This window comes from Devosia sp. P2_G7 (assembly GCF_056403495.1).
The window spans coordinates 32800-48686 of record NZ_JBFUFI010000020.1 but is presented as its reverse complement, the minus strand read 5'-3'; the positions used below and the strand labels follow the sequence as shown (position 1 = coordinate 48686).

Below are 15887 nucleotides of genomic sequence, written 5' to 3'. Positions count from 1 at the left end.
GACCGGGTGGGCTGCGGGTCGCTGCAGTTCAGGCGGAAACCATCACGGCAAGGACCGGTTCGCCGGTCAAGCCGCTATCACGCGAGGGYYGCTCGATGCGGAGTGGCCCAAGGGASGAAGCCTGGCACGCATGAGCYGGGCGGGAGCAAGGAAACGCGGTGCTGGCATTCCGGCCGCCGACYGAGCTGCCATCGTTCYCGCGATGCGGCAGGGGATGCGCCCCGGCACTGGTGGCATAGGCCCAAAACCCCGGCCGGCCGGCGAGGCGTGAGCCTCTTTCATCTGCGGACTACCGCTACGGGGCAAACGCCTCGCCGGTCCCGCTTCGTTCTGTCCGAGAGGGCAGAGTTCTTTGAAAACTCCGAAGCCCGGTGGGCTGTCGGATGCATCAGCTTGACCTGCGGTTAGCGGCGCGCTCACCCACCCACCGGCCGGAGGAAGCGGGGTGCCGCTACGCCTCGACGTCCACAGCCTTCACCGGCTCCGGCAGGTCCATCGCCTCGACCTCGGCAATCAACTGCTCGATACGGTCGACGCGGTCGATGTGCCGTTGCTCCATCGAGAAGTTCAGCGTCATGTACTCGCGGCCGGGACAGAAGGTGGCGATGTTGGTGGCCGAGTGCCAGGCGCCGCAATAGATCGGCTCCATCATCCACTGGGTCACCGGTCCGAGCGTGCGGTGCGGCGGCACCAGGGTCAGCACCGTGTCGATGCGGCCCGAGAAGCGCCAGAAACGCGCGCCGTAGAGGAACGGGAAGAACTGGTGGAGCTTCCTGTGCATGGCGAACAGTGCCAGCACGCGGACCTGGTACGAGGTGATGTCCTTGTTCTCGATCTCGCTGACCACCTTGTCGACGGACCGGACGTACTCGACGAAGTCCATCGCATAGGGAAACTTCGCCTCCAGCGCACGGACGCGGAAGAAATCGTCGTCGGCCTCGGTACGGCGCGTGTCGAGCATGGTGTAGGCGGCAGCGATCACCGCCTCGTTGAGCCGCCGGTCGGTGTCGGAATGCAGCGCATGGGTGACGATGGCGAAGTACAGCGAACGCTGACGCACTCCGAGCAGGCTGGCCAACCGGCGTAGGCGGTCGCGGCGCAGCGCCAGGGTCTTGAAGCCCCAGGGCTTCTCCGCCGGCGACAGGATGTGGGCAAAGAACAGGTGCAGTGCGACGCCGAGGCCGGCTTGCAGCGCACCTTTGAAGCGCGCGCCGAAACTGACCTTGTTGGCCTTGTTGGACTGGATGCCGTGCCCCGCCGTCTGCGAGCGCGACAAGAGCGCCGAGTCCGAGCCCTCGAGCACGCAGTGCGCGGCGCGCACCTGGATCACAGAAATTCGCCCCTCGGCGTCCGGGCCGTCCTTCAGCGTCGCCGCCATGAAGCGGAACAGCGGCAGGTCAGGATGATCGAAGATGTCGGCGCTCTTGCTCAGCCACTTGTCCGGGTAGCCGTCGAAACTGTCGACCATCTCTACCGAGGTGATCGCGTCGAGCTGGGCTTCGGTGAAAGGATGACCGGGACGGGCGCCAACAAAGCCATGCGTCAACTGCGGAGCAAGGCCCACGACCTGCGCCACCAGTTCCTTCAGCTTCGCTTTGTCGAACTTCTCCTTGGAGAAGGCGGTGAAGAAGATGGTGTCCTTGCCGGCAAACAGGAACCATTGGAAGTTAGTGAACAGCGCCTGCGGGTTCTTCTGAACTGCTGCAAAGGCAAGGTCGAGCGCCTCGGCATGACTGCTGGCGAAGCTCGACGACGAAAAGCTTTTCATGGATCAACCCGAATAAAATCCCTGTTCTATAAGCCACGTGTTGGGCTGGAGGGTCAATCGGTTAGGACCACAGCTATCATAGGCCAGAGGTACGTGTTGCGTTGCGACCCCACGCGCCGTAAAGCTCTTGCCGATAGTTTCAATCCTAACTGTGCCTCGTTCGAGGCTCCCCCTTGCGCATCATCCCCCTCGTCCTCGCGGTCGCGCTGTTCATGGAAAACATGGACTCGACCGTCATTGCGACCTCGCTGCCCGCGATCGCCGCCGATATCGGCGCCGAGCCGATCTCGCTTAAGCTGGCGCTCACCGCCTACTTCGTGGCGCTCGCCATCTTCATCCCGCTCTCGGGCTGGATGGCCGACCGATTCGGAGCCAAGAATATCTTCCGCGTTGCCATCGTGGTGTTCATGGCCGGCTCGATCTGCTGCGCCTTCTCGGATTCGCTGCTGACGTTCGTCCTGTCGCGCTTCCTCCAGGGCATCGGCGGCTCGATGATGACCCCGGTGGCGCGGCTGGTGCTGGTGCGGGCGACGCCGCGCAACGAGCTGGTGTCGGCCATGGCCTGGCTCACCATCCCGGCACTGATCGGCCCGATCACCGGCCCGCCACTGGGTGGCTTCCTCACCACCTACCTCAACTGGCACTGGATCTTCTGGATCAACGTCCCGATCGGCATCATCGGGCTGGTGCTGGTCACCAAGTTCCTCAACGCTGTCGAAGGCCGCAACGAGCGGCCGGTCGACGTGCCCGGGCTGGCCCTCTCGGCCGTTACCTTCGCCGGCATCATGTTCGGCTTCTCGGTGATCAGCCTGCCAGCTATCCCGACGGTCGCCGGCTACGCTTCAATCGTCGTCGGGGTGATCGCCGGGTTGCTCTATCTCCGTCACGCCAAGCGGACCGAGTTCCCGATCCTCGATCCCAGGATGTTCCGGCTGCCGCTGTTCCGCAACGCCATCATCGGTGGCTCGCTGTTCCGCATCGGCATCGGCGCTTTCCCGTTCCTGATGCCGCTGATGCTGCAGCTGACCTTCGGGCTGACGCCGTTCGAATCCGGCCTCACCACCTTCATCGCCGCGATCGGCGCGATCCTCTCGAAGTTCGGCGCCGAGCGGCTCTACGCCGCCTTCGGCTTCCCGCGCACCCTGATGATCACGGCACTGCTCGGCTGCACCTTCCTTGCGGTCAACGGCTTCTTCACCCCGGCGGTGCCGCACTGGCTGCTGATGGCCTCGCTGCTGTTCGGCGGCCTGACGCGCTCGTTCTTCTTCACCGGCGTCAATGCCCTGGTGTTCGCCGATGTCGACGAAGCGCAGGCCAGTCAGGCTACCGCGATCAACGCGGTGAGCCAGCAGCTCAGCGTCGCGGCGGGCGTCGCGGTCGCAGGTGGCTCGCTCGAGATCGCCTCGAACATGCATGGCGGCGACCTCGGCCTCGCGGACTTCCACATCGCCTGGTTCGTCGTCGCGGCGGTCGCCATCTGCAGCGCCATCCCGTTCATGCGCTTGCCACCCGACGCCGGCAGCGACGTCTCCGGGCACAAGGCGAGGCCCATCGCCAAGCCGGTCCCGGCGACACTCTGATTAGGTCCGAAACCCGATGTCCGCCCTCCGCCTGACCCCGCTGATCCTCGCCGTGGCGCTGTTCATGGAGAACATGGACTCGACGGTGATCGCGACCTCGCTCGCCGCCATCGCCCACGACATCGGCACCGAGCCGATCGCGCTGAAACTGGCGCTCACCACCTACATGGTGGCGTTGGCGATCTTCATCCCGGTTTCGAGCTGGATGGCGGACAAGTTCGGCGCCAAGCGGGTCTTTGCCTGGGCGATCGTCGTGTTCATGGCCGGATCGGTGTGCTGCGCCATCTCGGATTCGTTGCTGACGTTCGTGTTGTCGCGGTTCCTGCAGGGCATGGGTGGCGCGATGATGACGCCGGTGGCGCGGCTGGTGCTGGTGCGGGTCACGCCGCGACAGCAACTGGTCGATGCCATGGCCTGGCTTTCGATACCGGGGCTCGTCGGCCCCATTGTCGGGCCGCCGATCGGTGGCTTCATCACCACCTTCGCCAGCTGGCACTGGATCTTCCTGATCAATGTGCCGATTGGCATCCTCGGCATCATCCTCGTCAACAAGCACCTGCCCGACTGGCACCGGAACGAGCCGCGGAAGATGGATTTCACCGGCTTCCTGCTCGCCGGGTTGTGCTTCGCCGGCCTCGTATTCGGTATCTCGGTGCTGACGCTTCCGGCGCTGCCCGCGAGCTTCGGTTATGGCTCGCTGTTCCTCGGCGTTGTGGCGGCGGTCGCCTACTGGTTCCATTTCCGCCGCGCCGAGTATCCGCTGCTCGACCTCAGGATCTTCCGCCAGCCGCTGTTCCGGCTGACCATGATCGGCGGCACGATCTTCCGGTTGGGCACCGGGGCGATGCCGTTCCTGTTCCCGCTGATGCTGCAGCTCGCGTTTGGCCTCAACCCGTTCGAGAGCGGCATGGTGACCTTTGCCTCGGCCGTTGGGGCGTTCACCATGAAGTTCCTGGCGGAGCGCTTCATCGCGCGGCTGGGCTTCCGCAAGGCGCTGGTGATTGCCTGTACGATCACCGCCGGCGGCGTGCTGGCAATGGGGCTCTACACGCCCGACACGCCGACCCCGCTGATGCTCGCGCTGCTGGTGATCACCGGCTTCTTCCAGTCGCTGTTCTGGACGACGACCAATGCGTTCATCTTCGCCGATGTCGCCGACAAGGATGCCGGGCAGGCCAATGTGCTGAGCCAGGTGAGCGTGCAGCTGTCGCTCGCCTTCGGCGTTGCGATCGGCGGCGGCATTTTCGAAGGCGTGCACCTGCTGCATGGTGGCGCGCCTGATCTCAACGATTTCCACGTTGCCTTCTGGGTGATGGCGACGCTGACGCTGATCTCCGCACTGATCTTCCTGCGCGTGCCCAAGACCGCGAACATGCACAGCCACCGGGCCGAGAGCGGTGCACCGGCGGAGTGATCAGTCCGGCGCGTTGCCCTTGAAGCCGCGGGCCAGCAGGTAGGTCTCGGCGGAATCGGCGCGGCTGGCTTTGGGCTTGGCGTGGATGGTGGTGGCGAAGTGCCGCTTCAGGATGGCGAGCAGTTCGTGCTCGGTGCCGCCCTGGAACACCTTGGCGATGAAGGTGCCGCCAGGCGCCAGCACCCGCACGGCGAAATCGGCGGCGAGCTCGACCAGCGCGATGATGCGGATGTGGTCGGTGGCGCGGTGGCCGGTGGTGGGGGCCGCCATGTCGGACATCACGATATCGACCTTGTGGCCGCCCAGCGCCGCCATCAGGGCCGCGGGGGCGTCCTCGTCGTTGAAGTCCTTTTGCAGCAGGATCACGCCAGGGATCGGGGCCATCTCGAGGTAGTCGATGCCGACGATCAGGGGCTTTTCATCCGTCGAGCCGACGATCTGTGCAGCGACCTGCGACCAACCGCCGGGGGCGGCGCCGAGATCGACGATGCGCTGGCCCTTGTGGAACAGCTTGTAGCGCTCATCGAGCTCCTGGATCTTGTAGGCGGCGCGCGAGCGGTAGCCCTCGGCGCGGGCCTTGGCGACATAGGGATCGTTGAGCTGGCGCTGCAGCCACAAGGTGGAGCCGATCTTCCGGCCCTTCGATGTCTTGACGCGCACCTTGAGTTCGGTGCGCCGGCCGGGGCCTCCGGTTTTGACCATCAGCGGCTCCTGCGGTTATTGGCACGATCGGACCGGTCGGCGTCGATCAGCGAGATGAGAATGCCCTCGCGCAGGCCGCGGTCGGCGACGCGGAGGCGCTCGGTCGGCCATTCGCGGCGGATCGCCTCGAAGATGGCGCAGCCGGGCAGCACCAGGTCGGCGCGGTCCTTGCCGATGCAGGGGTGGGCGACGCGACGGTCGAAGCTCATGCCGAGCAGCGCCGTCATGGTGGCGTCGACATCGGCGCGGGTCATCCAGAGGCCATCGACCTTCTGGCGCTCGTAGCGTTCGAGCCCGAGATGGAGGCCGGCGAGCGTGGTGACGGTGCCGGACGTGCCGATCAGGTGCACGGGGTGCTCGGCGATCATCTGGCGGAGCTTTTCGCGGCCGCGGAACTGGCGAAGCTGCCCGGCGACGAACTCGACCATGTCCTCGAAAGTCTCGGGCGTGACGTGGACGCCGCCGAACTTCTCGGCGATGGAGACGACCCCAACGGGCAGCGACTGCCAGGAGCGGATGGAGGAGGACATGCGGCCCTGCCGGCGCGGCCGGCCGCCGCGGAAATCGAGCCAGGCGAGCTCGGACGAGCCACCGCCGATATCGAACATCAGGGCACCGGCGGATTCCTCTTCGATCAGGTCGGCGCAGCCGGTGACGGCGAGCGAGGCTTCGGTCTGGCGGTCGACGATCTCGAGCACCAGGCCCAGCTCGCGCTCGACGCGGGCGATGAACTCGGGGCCGTTCGAGGCAGAACGGCAGGCCTCGGTGGCGATGAGGCGCATGCGGGTGGGCTCGTGCTCGCGCAGCTTGTTGCGGCAGAGGCGGAGCGCCTCCATGGTGCGCTCCATCGCGGCATCGGACAGACGGCCGGTGACGGAGAGTCCTTCGCCGAGGCGGACGATGCGGGTGAAGCCGTCGAGCACGCGAAAGCTGTTCTCGTGCGGGCGGGCGATCAGCAGGCGGCAATTGTTGGTGCCGAGGTCGAGCGCCGCGTAGAGCGGCCCTCGCGACCGGCGCGAAGTGGGATTGCCTGCGGGGTGCGTCCGCCGCTCCGCTCCGCTCGATCCGGGATGCCCCCCGGGATTCGCGGTGGTCGGGGCCGGGCCTGCGCCCTGCCCGTCACGGTGCCGCTCCAGGCTCTCGGTCCCGGCTACGGCGGCGGACCGATCGGGATCGGTCAACCTTGCTCCATTTCCCCGCGCGGTCGCCGGCTGCCGGCCTAAGCCGTGGGCGCCCGACGCGGGTGTATTTCAGTGTCGCCGATGAGGGTAGAGGATGATCCCCGCCAACGCAACGCCCTGAATCTGCCGCAAAGTTGAACGGCGCGTGACCGCCGGATGAACGCTGCGAAAGGCGCAAAAGGGGTGTTGATCAGATGATCGATTGCCGCTAGAAGGCGCACCGAATGCTGCCGGTCACGCCGGACGGCATCCAGGCCTAGCGCTTGGGGAATAGTTCAATGGTAGAACTGCGGACTCTGACTCCGTCAATCTTGGTTCGAATCCAGGTTCCCCAGCCAGCCTATTTATATTAGCAAAATCAATATGTTAGAAACCGACCGGAACACTGGATCGGAACACCTTTTCGGGGTGCTGTCGTGGCGAAAAGGCCAACTAGGCAATGCAGAGCATCTAAGCGACTGTAGCTGCGACTGCGGAGCAAGTCAGGTGGCTCAGATCACACCCTCAGAAATCGCCGGCCTTTGGGGCGCCCTTCTCTCCACAGCGATCGCCGCTGTCGCCCTATAACGGCATTTCACTAGCGGGCCAAAGATACGGCTACATGTCGTGGGGCCCCTCGCCAACACCAGAAAAGCAGGTGACTCCGGTAAGCGGCTCACCGTGGACATCGAGAACTTCGGCAGCTCTCCAGCGCTGATTGAGGCTATCAGGATCAGGACCGTAAAGTGGGGCTGGAGAGGCTTCGCGACCACTAATCACTCGTATTTTGACGACACCACACCGCACAAGATCAGGCAGACGCTGCTGCCTGGGGACATCGTAAGCCAGCAGTTCAGCTTCTTCTCAGGCTGGGAAGCCGGTGTGGCAATAAGGGAGCTGATCGAGGTAGCGGTGTATCATCACCGGTCCAAGCGCCCTGTCACCTTGCGTTTTCGCGACCGCCCTCGTTCAAGATGATCGGCACGCCCGCGTCTTGCTGATCGAGGCGACGAGTTTCGCCTAGCGTGGCTGCGGTGACAAACCGTCAGGGAACTGCTCGTAGCCTCGAGTGTCCAGTTCCGGCCCACCGGCGACAAGTGAAAAGCTGGCTGCGGACTCTTCACAGAAGGGCATGCCACGCGCGAGTTGGGCCCACATGTCTCTGCCCAGCTGCCGAAGGTCGGGACTCTGCACAGCGCGTATCGAATGGAGCCACGCCATGACCCCCACCGCTACGTGGGGTTTTCCTTCACGCTGAAGCTGCTGGATCGTCTGGTTGAGCACTAGCGCGAAGTTCTCGGGCTGGTCGGCTAGCAACGAAGGACTCAGTAAGTTCCACCCCTTGGCGCGCTCTAGCAGGTGCCGCTGGTGGGTGGCCATCGCAAGGATCATCCCTAGTTCACTGCCGTCAAGTGCGCGCATCCTCTGCACGAAGTCCGTCAGTTCCTTTTGCTGAACCTTGGTTGCCCACCCTCCGATCTTGTTCGCTAGCCAAGACATCCCGCCGCCCCCAAGCCTGATGACGCTGGAAGACCTGTTATCATGAAATCGAGCACAAACGAAAACGCCCGGACGGTGAGGTCCGGGCGCTACAAGACTTGTGTCGGCGTTACGGGGCACACTTAGCGCGGGAAGCGTTCACCATCGCTACCAAGGTGGGGTTCAATGCCCTGGCCGCCGGAGGATCGAGCGGGTTCTGCTCGACCAGTTCAACAATCTGCTGGGCAAGCTCGACGGTGCTCACCTGCTCGTCGCCTTCAATCGCGTAGTCGAGCAGCAGCATGATCTCAACGATCAGGTCGTCGCGGGGGGAGGTCTCGTAGGTCGGGCTGGCGGTGATGGTCATACCCGTTCACCCCACACATGGGCGCGGTCGTCGTCGTTGAGGTCGTCGATGGTCACACCCGGCTCCGGCTGATCGCTGATCAGAAAACCCTTCTCGTTGGAACCGTAGAAGGTTGCGGGCACATATCCCTCGCAGGTGAGCCGGACACCCCGAAACGGCAGGTCGTCATCATCCGAGCGGAAGATCACGGTGGCGTTGGCCAGCCTCTCGATCGAGAAACTACCGGGGAGCATTTCCACAGACTCAGGCCGGGCAGGAAAGATCGAGGGAACACCCCGCCGGACCTTCAACTCAGAGACGAGACGGTGGTCGAACTTTTCCATGGTTGCCGGGGCAGCAGTGGTCAGGGTAGCATACGTCATGTCATATCCTCTTGGGTTTGACGCTTCGATTTGGTGAGCGTTCAGTTTCTCAGGCCGGGTGCTCACCGGTTCAGCTATAGCGGCGCGGCCCTCGGGTTGCGCCGTTTGCTATTCGGGAAGGCTTCGCCATCGGCGCGGTCGCTCTCCACGCGGGTTCACTCCGATTTTGGACTAGCTGAGGAGGCGGGCAGCGCTGCCGTCAGTCGTCGTGATGTTGGGGATCAGACAAGAGCCACATGAATCGTAGGAAATCCAATGGCGATTTATGGTGATTTGATTTTCTTGTATTTTCAGTTGGTTAGCGGTCTTCGTGCTTAACGTCGTCGAGCACTGAGGCGTGCCAGATGCCGCCGAACTCGCGAAGGGCTTCAACGAAGCAGTGCAGCTCGATCTCGCCGGTGCCGGGATTGGCCTTCACAGAGGCCAGCGCCGGGCGCTTGCGTGGCGGGTCCGTTGCGTCGGCGCGGAGAGTGCTGGCGAGTTACTTCGGAACCCCAGCCCAGCAAGCATCCACGACGCTCTCGCCGTAGTGCTGACCGGGGCTGATTGGTCGGAGTAGAGTGATTTCGAACACTCGCCCCCTGCCCGTCTTTGTCCTCGTCCCACTCTGCACTGTCAGGCGATGTAGCGCTGAGCACTATTGCTTTCCACCACCCGGACGCGGGCCGATTAAGTGTAGACATAGAGGGACGTGTCGAGCTACCGGAGAGCGCAACTAGATGAACACCGCATGACGAACCTGCCGAACGATTTTTCCAACAGGCAGCGGGTGGGAGGCGTTTGCGAGCGTGACGGCGACCAGCACGACACCCACGAACCTCGCAAATAGCAACGCCGAGCTCCGTGCGCTCTGGTCACTCCGAGAGAGGCATAGAGCGGACGGTGGTTGGTGGTCGCTCAGCGGATTCTCAATTCAAACAACGATCGCTCTGGAGCGCTTTGTCAGGCGCGCCATTGTCGAGGGACGACCGGATGCATACGCATTTGAGGCCGTCAGTGATTTTTCGACGACAGGCGAAAAGGTTTGCCTCACGCAGGTAAAGCGCACTCTTACGCGATCGACGCTGGCCGCTGCCGTCAGCGAGGCTCGGACTGTCCTCGATCTCTGCTCCCCGGAGTTCGCCGAGAAGGTCGAGTTCCAGATTGTTTGTGAGCGCGATGAGGCAGGGCTAAAACCTTCAGACCTCAAACCTTCAGAGGTTTTCGACAATCCGGCGGCTACCACCGCCGATCTCAGCAGGGTTTTGGCTCGATTTAATCCCAGCGCGGCCGTCAAAGTCACGAGTAACCCCGGCCTTTCATTGCGGAGAACTCTGCTGTCCGCTGGGGTCCGCGATCCGGACCGTGTTGCTCGAGACGCACTCGGCACACTTTTCGACGCGTTTGACGGGCGAAATCGCGACGGCGTAGACGCCGCGGTGATGCGCGCGCTCTCCGATATTAGGGAGAGTGCACGGATCGAGGATATCGTCCCCGGGCGCCTTCTGACGGCAGAAGAGTTCGAACCTGTCGTGAACGCGGGTAGGAGGCTGTTCATCGGGGCGCGGCCTCGGCTTTCTGACCTCGTCAAGGGGCGGTTCCTCGAGCGAGCCGAGGCCTTGCCGCCGTTGGTGGAAGTTGCCAAGGACTGGCTATCTGGACTCGACCAAAGTTATGCTGATGACGACCTTCGCCTTCCGGTTCTATGGCTCGAAGGGCGACCAGGCGATGGAAAGTCGATACTGACGCTCCAACTGCTTCGGCACCTGGTGGTGACGCTCGGGCGTCTTTCATCCGTTGCTGAACTCGCGAGCGCTGACGAGCTCTCGCGATGGATGACAACCGCGGCATATCGAGACGCAAACAATCAGGCGGAGATAGGGTTCATTGATGACCTCGCCGGCTATGTCGACCGACGGGGACTCGATGCGCTCATCGACAAAGCATTCTATCGCGGTTCCCCTTACGTCGGCCTCATAACCTGTGGAACAACTGAAGACGGAGCACTTTTCAAAGCTAGTCGACGTGTCGCCCTAACCGCCGCCAAGATAGGGCGCCCAAGCACCTCGGACCTTGAGGCACTACGGAGGTGGGCACAAGACAGGCTGGGACGAAAGCTGTCTGGGACCCATGTAGATGGGACCAGCATCTCGGATTTCGTGGTGAGCCTAACGCTCGAAGAGTCTCATCAGCCACGCGCTAGGAGCGGGCCGTCGGATAGTCTAAGGACGGCGATGGCGGTGAACGCCCTGGGGCTCGGCGCGCCGCGGTCACTTGTCGACGACATCGAAGTGTTGACCTACGCCGCCGAGCGGCCGGACATTGAGCTCTCGCCAATGGAAGAGACGTCCGGTGTGCGCCTCGCTCACGCGGAGGCTATCTGGCGCCTTTATGTCGATGCTGCTGGGGAAGCAGAATTGGCGGGATTGTGGGGTTCTGACCTTGGTCGAGCTCTAGCGATCCGTGCCTCCAATGGCGAGTCGACCGAGGCGAGAACGTTGCTAGGCGAGCTAATCAACACCAAGCAAGCCTCCTCACGACTTCGGCGCTATGGAAGTCACGCGCCAAACACGACACTGCTAGACGCGGTATTTCACACGTTTACCGACGGTAGTTCGCTGCAGTCGGGCGCGCCCCTGCTGCGCCTGTGGCTAGTTGCCGCTCTTAATGGACGGCTTGCCGCGATTGATGCGGCCACCCTGCGCGAAGAAGGACGCCAAATACTCGCTGTCGAGAGCATCTCGGAGGATATCAAGTCCGAGGTAGCAGCGGCGCTGATTTTGATTGGGCGCGTTAATGACAGTGCAACGAGGGCAGCAGCGTCCTTCCTAAAGGGCGCGGGTCCGGTCCCGGCTGCCGCGAAATATGCGCTCAACGCGCTATCCAAGGATTTTCAAGGGCAAACAGCTGAGGTCGCCATATCCTGGCTAATCAAAAATCGTCGAGATCCGGCGATCGGTGATGTTTTGGGTCGCGTTCTCAACAACCGAGCGCCGCTAAAACTCCAGGATTTGGGCTTCGAGTATGTGAAGCGGTTTATGGGGCGCCCCGAGAGCGGTCCGGTTCTCACAGCGCTTCGTGTGTTCGGAAGCACGAAGCAGTTCCATTCGCTACAGGATGAATGGCTCGCCCAATCGAACGATGCGCCTCGGGCGCTAGGAATCTATAGGGATCAGCTTCAGAGTGCCCGCTGGCGCCAGTTTGCGGACCGTGCGCTGGCGTTCATCAAGATGCATCCAGATATCCGGGGTGGACAAGCTATCCTATCGCTTCTTTTGCGGAAGCGGAGCGGCGACCCTGAGGTGCTGGCAGCTGCAAGAGGATGGTTGGACCACTCTGTTGACTTGGGCGTTGCAACCCCTGTGCTCACGGAGCTTGTCGCGATTCGACCGCTCGACGCAGCTGATCTGGAAAGAGCACTGCAGCACGTGAATCGTGCTGCCCCGGGCTCAACTTCTCTCTTCGCAACCCTAGCCGTCGTCCTCCAGGCGTCGTCTCCACCTGACATCGCCATCCTGCGCAGTAGGCTGCCACGACGTCTCGTGGGTATCTTCGATCAAGCAAGGTCAAGGAGATTCCCGACCCTTACTGGGCGCCTTAAGATTTTGGACGACCGCCTTCGCCGTCAACTATGAATGATATTACGTTGTTCTGATCGTTCTCACGACGCGATCAGAACAACGTCGGTTTAGCCAATGGCAGCTCCGGGTCTTCCATGTAGCCGATCGACACTACTCGAAGCACGCCCGAAGGTAGCGGTCGCTGCAGCCTGGGCCCCTCCTCCCGAGGCAGTAAGCCCAGTCTCGGTTTCTTCGGCGTGGTCAGGATCACAGGCATCCAGTCGGCGTTGGGCGTGATCGGCGCCAGCATATCAGGGCAACGCCGGTTTGCGGCACCAGATTTCCGATGTTGGGATTGACCTCAAAGTGGAACATGCAGGGCACAAACAGTCGCAGTGCGTCGAAATTGGTGGAGTAACCTCCCCTTTTGTTGACTGTGTCCAATCCTAGTGCAATCCGGCGTCGGTCAGATTGAACGCTGCCCCACAATGGCACTCGAGGTCATCCGCCTGCTCGGGCCTAGCTAAACGTGGCGACCCCGGTTCATCTCGGCTTGGCCGTGAGGTTGAAGTTGACCGACATGCAGTCGCATCTTAGCGACTCAGGCTTCCCTCGAGGAGAAGGATGGACCCAACCTTCGCAATCCGGACAGCGCAGCGTTCTAACCAGATCCTGAAATGCTGCGACGACTGGTTCGAAGTCCTTCTGCCCGAAATTCGCCCAGGCGTTGAAATGCACGGCTGGGTTCACGGCCCACTGCTCAACATTGCTGGCCTGGCTGGCGGCGGCAAGAGTGGCCTTTCGCTCCGCTATCGCGACCTTCGCGGCTTCGTTCCCCCAAGATTGGGCGGCGTCCCATGCCTTCACGTAAAGCTCTTTGCTCCGGCTCAGCACTGCCGGCATGAGTTCGCCGAGTTCGTATTTTCCATCTGCGTGAAATGTCGGCCGGGCAGACAGCTCGTCAGCCAGGACCCACGCGAGATACTCCAGATGGCGCCGGAGGGCAGCCGCCGCTGTTTCGACTTTGCCCTTGGCGAGCGCCGACGAAATGTCTTCCCAGACGTCTGAAGCGGCCTCAACAAGCGGCCCACTGTCGACGCTCCAACCATAGAACAGCATCGATGTTTTCGCGCTTACCAAGCCCTCGGAACGCATCTGTTGCGCCCACAGCCGGTCATGTGTGGTGATTACGAACTGGGTATCCGGGAATTGGGCCTTCAGGAGCCTGCAAAACTGCCGCCGATGGTCTGAATCGACCGACATCACGACGTCGTCCAGCAAGGCAATCGTGAACTCCTTGCCGAAAAGACGCTTCATGAGCGCTAGGTAGAGGCATACACCCATGCCATCCTGATGGCCTTCGCTGTGATAGGCGGCCGGCGGGTAGAGTCCGCGCTCGTAGAAATTGACCTTGAGATCAACTTTTCCTTCGCTGGGCTTCAGCTCGGCTGTGAAGGCGGCCTCGTCGTCCTCATTGATCATCCGATAGTAGTCGCTGAACTCCGCCTGGATGTCGGCGTAAAGCGCGTTGAGCTCGTCCTCCATGGCCCGGCAGTATTCTTCGTAGGCGATCTTGGCGACGACGCTGGCAGACTTAGCTGTCGCCTCGGTGCGCGTCGCGGCGCGATAGTCCTCTAGACGTAATTGAGCTGTGCTGAGGAAGGTCTGTGCCTCAACGGCCGCGCTCTGATCGGGCCTGGCCTCAACTGCCCGCCTAAGAGCGTTGAGGTTGTCCGCGAGGGCCGCAGGGACCGCGTGCCAATCGGCTTCTAGCCTGTCCTTCAGTCCAATCAGCCCGTCGAACGTGCCCAATTGCATCTTGAGTGCCCCAAGGTCCTTACCCCATTCGTTGATCGCAGTCAGCGAAGCATCGTCATTCTCGCCCTTGGCAATCCGGTGTGCTTGACGCAGCAGGACAAGGAGGCCGTCGACCTGACTCCCTATTGCGGCCCCATGACGAAGAAGCTGATGTTGTAGCACGCCAGCATCTTCGGACTTCGACATCTTTCCCCTCAGATGCTCGAGGAGGTGGGCCTCGTCGGGCCATCGATGGTCACACAGCGGACACTCTGCGCCATCAACAAGCGCAAGGCCCTTTTCTATCAGCACCCTTCGCTGCAACGAGGAGAGTAACGCCGGGTCGCGCTCGAGGCGCTCGATGCCCGATTGAATCGAAGCGCTGTCGCCCGCCACTATCAAGGCGATGTTCACAGTGGCGTCGTCGAGCGCCGCCAGATCGCGGAGGGCTGTCGTCTTGTTGAACGGCGGCGCCTGGCCGGGGTCGGCGATGCCCGCGTCGAGCCGGGTATCCTGGGTGAACTCGGCGATGGCTGGAAGCTGCAGCACCATCCGCCGCTCATTGACGGCCTTCAAAAGATCAGGAACAGAATTTGTTTCAATGCCCAGGTGGCGCTGCAGAGTGGAGCGGCTGGCGGCGACCAGGCCTGTAGCGCTCTTCAGAGCGTTCGTTAGCTTGTTTTGGGCGCCATGGAGGGCCGCGCGTGTCTGGCCGATCTCCTCCAGCTTGAGGATAGTTTGGATTTCCTCGGAGCGCTTGCTTGGTTCAACGAGGATGAAGCGGAGGATGTCGCGGCGGGCCAGGGTAATCTCGGGGTGTTCCGACAGTTCCTCCAGGACTGCCTTCACGTCGGGATCGTTGGGGACAATCGTCGGCTTGCTTGGCGCGGCGACTTTCCTTGTGATTGTCGCCTTCTTGTTGAGTGAGGGAATGAACACGCTCAACCTGACATAGGCGGCATCCGGAAAGTCCACCATGTCCACGTGCGGGCCATGTTGGGCGACGCTGAGCCCCTTGGTGCCACGGCCGCTCAGACGTCCAATGTCGCCCGTCAGCCCGAACTCGATTGCGTCGATCACCCCACTCTTGCCAGAGCCGTTAGGCCCTGAAATTGCGAAATTCGTCCGATCGAAATCGATATCAAGCCGACGAATGCCGCGCACTTCCTCGATGTGCGCCGCCTCGAGCTTGATCATTTGACCACACCGCCGCGGGGCGTGGTGAACACCTGAGTGAAATCGTCGGCCTTCGGCTTCTTTCCTCGGCCAAGGAGTTGACGCAGCTCGGCGATTTGGGCGGGGTCGATTTCTTCCCTCTCTACGAGTGCCGCCAGAAATTTTTCTGCAATCTGCTGTTGAAGGCTTGCCATGGACAGGACTCGTTGGTCGACTACTGACACAATTCTACCGTGGCGTAGGCTTCCGGCAATGTGGCTTCCATCGATACTATGAAGCATCGCTTCACGCGAGGGCAGTGGAACGACCGTTGTTCACGCTGGTCGCAGCAGCCGGCGAAACCGGCTGCCCCTACTAAACGATGGCCCCCGGGAGAGACCGGTCATCGCTCCTAATACAGCCAGAACCATCAGGTAGCCCTGTGATCAGACCGCTTCGTCACCCTTACCTTCAACTAGGCCGTCAGCGGGCGTCCGATCCAAACCGACGCAGGCGTCGAGCCGTTGCGTAATAAGTGAAAGAGTGACTAGCGTATGCAGCGCC

11 protein-coding genes and 1 tRNA gene are annotated in these 15887 nt (G+C 62.3%); 5 read left to right on the top strand and 7 right to left on the bottom strand.

Annotated elements, in window-relative coordinates:
- Nucleotides 1-451: 451 nt before the first annotated feature.
- Complete coding sequence (locus tag AC1DWU_RS22440; RefSeq protein WP_477152243.1) at nt 452-1768, bottom strand: hypothetical protein; 1317 nt, start codon at nt 1766-1768, stop codon at nt 452-454.
- A gap of 212 nt (nt 1769-1980) precedes the next feature.
- Here AC1DWU_RS22440 and AC1DWU_RS22435 point away from each other — a divergent pair, with 212 nt between their 5' ends.
- Together AC1DWU_RS22435 and AC1DWU_RS22430 are read left to right on the top strand one after the other, a co-directional pair.
- Nucleotides 1981-3348 (top strand): MFS transporter, encoded by a 1368-nt coding sequence (locus tag AC1DWU_RS22435; protein ID WP_477152244.1) that lies wholly within the window; start codon nt 1981-1983, stop codon nt 3346-3348.
- Nucleotides 3349-3364: 16 nt separating this feature from the next.
- Nucleotides 3365-4762: an MFS transporter gene (locus AC1DWU_RS22430; RefSeq protein ID WP_477152242.1), complete on the top strand. Its 1398-nt coding sequence runs from the start codon at nt 3365-3367 to the stop codon at nt 4760-4762.
- Here AC1DWU_RS22430 and AC1DWU_RS22425 read toward each other — a convergent pair whose 3' ends face one another.
- The gene (locus tag AC1DWU_RS22425; protein WP_477152241.1) at nt 4763-5464 is read right to left on the bottom strand and encodes an RlmE family RNA methyltransferase; all 702 of its coding nucleotides are present in this window, start codon (nt 5462-5464) and stop codon (nt 4763-4765) included.
- Complete coding sequence (locus AC1DWU_RS22420; RefSeq protein ID WP_477152240.1) at nt 5464-6645, bottom strand: Ppx/GppA phosphatase family protein; 1182 nt, start codon at nt 6643-6645, stop codon at nt 5464-5466. The genes AC1DWU_RS22425 and AC1DWU_RS22420 overlap by 1 nt, the downstream gene beginning before the upstream one ends.
- A 264-nt stretch (nt 6646-6909) precedes the next feature.
- On the opposite strand from AC1DWU_RS22420, the gene AC1DWU_RS22415 reads away from it, so the two are divergent.
- A tRNA-Gln gene (locus tag AC1DWU_RS22415) sits at nt 6910-6983 on the top strand.
- Nucleotides 6984-7305: 322 nt separating this feature from the next.
- On the top strand, nt 7306-7602 hold the full coding sequence (locus AC1DWU_RS22410; RefSeq protein WP_477152239.1) for a hypothetical protein: 297 nt from the start codon (nt 7306-7308) through the stop codon (nt 7600-7602).
- Nucleotides 7603-8233: 631 nt separating this feature from the next.
- On the opposite strand, the gene AC1DWU_RS22405 is transcribed toward AC1DWU_RS22410, so the two are convergent.
- Entirely contained in the window at nt 8234-8470 is a 237-nt protein-coding gene (locus AC1DWU_RS22405; RefSeq protein ID WP_477152238.1) for a hypothetical protein, read from the bottom strand.
- Nucleotides 8467-8832, bottom strand: coding sequence for a hypothetical protein (locus tag AC1DWU_RS22400; RefSeq protein WP_477152237.1), 366 nt, complete (start codon nt 8830-8832; stop codon nt 8467-8469). The genes AC1DWU_RS22405 and AC1DWU_RS22400 overlap by 4 nt, the downstream gene beginning before the upstream one ends.
- A gap of 788 nt (nt 8833-9620) precedes the next feature.
- Between AC1DWU_RS22400 and AC1DWU_RS22395 the strand changes: the two genes are divergently transcribed.
- Entirely contained in the window at nt 9621-12446 is a 2826-nt protein-coding gene (locus tag AC1DWU_RS22395) for a hypothetical protein (protein WP_477152236.1), read from the top strand.
- 468 nt (nt 12447-12914) lie between these two features.
- Here the strand turns inward: AC1DWU_RS22395 and AC1DWU_RS22390 are convergent, their stop codons facing one another.
- Nucleotides 12915-15365 (bottom strand): AAA family ATPase, encoded by a 2451-nt coding sequence (locus AC1DWU_RS22390; RefSeq protein WP_477152235.1) that lies wholly within the window; start codon nt 15363-15365, stop codon nt 12915-12917.
- A complete protein-coding gene (locus AC1DWU_RS22385; RefSeq protein ID WP_477152234.1) occupies nt 15362-15538 on the bottom strand; it encodes a hypothetical protein in 177 nt (58 codons plus the stop codon). Before AC1DWU_RS22385 ends, AC1DWU_RS22390 begins: the two co-directional genes overlap by 4 nt.
- Between the last annotated feature and the right edge of the window lie 349 nt (nt 15539-15887).

Excerpts from the sequence above, each read along its gene's own strand:
- AC1DWU_RS22440 (WP_477152243.1), bottom strand. The coding sequence starts at position 1,768 with ATGAAAAGCTTTTCGTCGTCGAGCTTCGCCAGCAGTCATGCCGAGGCG.
- AC1DWU_RS22435 (WP_477152244.1), top strand. The coding sequence starts at position 1,981 with ATGGAAAACATGGACTCGACCGTCATTGCGACCTCGCTGCCCGCGATC.
- AC1DWU_RS22430 (WP_477152242.1), top strand. The coding sequence starts at position 3,365 with ATGTCCGCCCTCCGCCTGACCCCGCTGATCCTCGCCGTGGCGCTGTTC.
- AC1DWU_RS22425 (WP_477152241.1), bottom strand. The coding sequence starts at position 5,464 with ATGGTCAAAACCGGAGGCCCCGGCCGGCGCACCGAACTCAAGGTGCGC.
- AC1DWU_RS22405 (WP_477152238.1), bottom strand. The coding sequence starts at position 8,470 with ATGACCATCACCGCCAGCCCGACCTACGAGACCTCCCCCCGCGACGAC.
- AC1DWU_RS22400 (WP_477152237.1), bottom strand. The coding sequence starts at position 8,832 with ATGACGTATGCTACCCTGACCACTGCTGCCCCGGCAACCATGGAAAAG.
- AC1DWU_RS22390 (WP_477152235.1), bottom strand. The coding sequence starts at position 15,365 with ATGATCAAGCTCGAGGCGGCGCACATCGAGGAAGTGCGCGGCATTCGT.
- AC1DWU_RS22385 (WP_477152234.1), bottom strand. The coding sequence starts at position 15,538 with ATGGCAAGCCTTCAACAGCAGATTGCAGAAAAATTTCTGGCGGCACTC.